Source organism: Brevundimonas vesicularis (genome assembly GCF_900445985.1).
Taxonomy (GTDB): domain Bacteria; phylum Pseudomonadota; class Alphaproteobacteria; order Caulobacterales; family Caulobacteraceae; genus Brevundimonas; species Brevundimonas vesicularis_D.
Window position 1 is genome coordinate 1 of record NZ_UAQP01000024.1, and the last position, 2,497, is coordinate 2,497.

The window sequence follows — 2,497 nt, forward strand, 5'->3', positions numbered from 1 at the left end:
AAATCGCGCCTAAAACATTTGCCGCGATTATGCCTGAACGCATTGCCATGCCGGCTTCGCGCGTTTTACTGTTTTTAGTTGCCGTGCTTTATCCCTTAGTCTGGGTCTTAAACCGCCTTATTGCTCTGCTATTTAAACCTTTCGGCATAGACAGCCAAAGCAGTAACAAAGACTTGCTGACCAATGAGGAGCTGAAAACCATCGTTATGACCGCCGTGCCGCCCAGTGCTTCCGGCGATCAAGATATGCTGATAAACGTTTTAGAGCTGGAAGATGCGACGGTGGATGAAGTTATGGTGCCGCGCCAGGAGATTGTCGGCATCGATTTAAATGACAGTTGGGAGGATATCAGCGCGCAAATTCATCAAACCCGGCATAGCCGTTTGGTGGTCTATCGCGATCATTTAGATCAAGTGGAAGGTATTTTGCATCTGTGTGACATCATTTCCTTATATCGTGACGAGCGTTTTAATGTGCAGGCAATTACAGAAATTATGCGCCCCTGCGTATTTATTCCTGAACATACCTTATTGCGCCAACAGCTTCTGCTGTTTCGTCAGCAAAAACAGCGCGCCGGCTTAGTGGTGGACGAATACGGCGATATTCAAGGCATGGTTACCTTAGAAGATATTCTGACGCATATCGTCGGCGATATCAGCGAAACCGAAGAAGAAGCCCTGCCTGAAATCGTGGCGCTTAGCGAGCAGCGCTATGATGTACAGGGCGGTATCAGTCTGCGCGTGTTAAACCGCGAATTAGGGCTGCGTCTGCCTTTGGACGGTCCGAATACTTTATCGGGCTTGATTATCGAAACCTTGGGCAATTTCCCCAAAGTCGGTACGGAAGTAGCGTTAGAGGGCTGTATCGTGCGCGTGAAGGCATTTGCCAACGGCATTGTCGAGCAAAGCGAAATCGAGTTATTGCCGCCAGAGGACGAAGATAATTAATGTGGCTCATCCTATTGCTTATGCTTCTGATGCCGCTCTTGGCATGGAGCATTGTGCGTGCGGTATGGTTATTTCGCCTAAGACATATTGATGCTGACAATGAAATGCAAAGTCTGCCGGAAGAAAAACATTTCATGCAAATCAGCACTATCGTCTTATCCTTGTTATTGCTCATGTGCATACCCCTGCTGTATCAGGGCTATGTGCAATCGCGCCTGAATTACCAACTCATGCAGATGCCCTTGGTTGATGTGATGCGTGCCCACCGACCGCATATTTACGACAGCTTTGTCCAAGACGTGCGCCATGCCCAAGCGCGCGACAGCGACAGTGCGACACAGCACAATAAAATTTGGATGCAATATCTGCATGAATTGCGTCTGCAATGGCAGCGCGAACTGCCCTATGCTTCTTTAGACAGCGTCATGCGCTATATCCGCTACCGCTACAATGAAGCGGATACTTTAGGCGAGATTGCCGACGATCACTGCCGGCATATTGATTTTAGCGAACACAATCAAGCAGGTATTGCGGCTTCAGTGAATTTTATGCAGCGCAATGCCGGTTTTATTCAAGCCTTGATGCTCAGCGCTTTCGGCAGTGCGGATGCGCGTCATCGTATGAACTATTTGGAACAACGCGGCGCAGCGCGGCAATACCGCCAATTATTGGCGCAACTCAATCAGCAATTTGAAGGCGAAGTCATCAGCAGTATCGCCGAAGGCGGCTGCGGCTTTCAAAAAGCCTTTTATCTGGCGCTTTTGGATTATAACGAACGCGAAATGAGCCGCATCATGCGCTGGGTACTCTTGCAGCAAATTGCAGAAGCAGATAGAAAGGAACTCTCCGATGGAAAATAAAGCAAGACGTTTGCGCGATTATGCGGCGATTTATTTCAAAGGCATGGCGATGGGGGCGGCGGACGTCGTTCCCGGCGTATCGGGCGGCACAATTGCCCTTATCGCCGGCATTTACGAAGAACTGATCGGCAGCATCGCCGCCATTAAGCCGCAGCTGTGGCAGCTGTGGAAAAAACAGGGCTTTGCCGCCCTATGGCGGACGATCAACGGCAATTTTCTCTGCGCCTTATTGGCAGGTATCGTGTCGGCGATTTTTCTCTTAGCCGGCATCATTAAATATTTGCTGTTGCAGCAGCCGGTCATAATTTGGGCGTTTTTCTTCGGACTGGTGGCATCAAGCATATGGTTTTTATACCGCAGCATTGCGCATTGGGATGCCAAAAAAATAATGACTGCCGCGATAGCCTGCATTGCCGCCTTAATCATCGTATACCTGCCGCCTGCCGCTACTGCCGATATTTCCCTTGCCTACCTCTTTTTCTGTGCCATGCTGGCAATTTGCGCCATGATTCTGCCTGGTATTTCAGGCTCTTTTATTTTGGTTCTGCTCGGGACTTATGAATTTGTGATTGGCGCGGTACATGATAAAAATCTCACCGTCATCGCCGTATTTATCGGTGGTGCCTGCATCGGACTGCTGAGCTTCGCGCAAATATTAAAATACCTGTTCGCCCATTATCACGATATTAC

General features: G+C 49.2%; 3 protein-coding genes. All 3 read left to right on the top strand.

Annotated features, from left to right (window positions below):
- Positions 1 to 947: transporter associated domain-containing protein (locus tag DT343_RS18425; RefSeq protein ID WP_112863910.1), on the top strand; the 947-nt coding region annotated here is incomplete at its 5' end.
- Positions 947 to 1,807, top strand: coding sequence for a hypothetical protein (locus DT343_RS18430; protein ID WP_112863912.1), 861 nt, complete (start codon positions 947 to 949; stop codon positions 1,805 to 1,807). The genes DT343_RS18425 and DT343_RS18430, both read left to right, overlap by 1 nt.
- A partial coding sequence (locus tag DT343_RS18435; RefSeq protein WP_146756790.1) for a DUF368 domain-containing protein occupies positions 1,797 to 2,497 on the top strand: 701 nt, incomplete at its 3' end. The genes DT343_RS18430 and DT343_RS18435, both read left to right, overlap by 11 nt.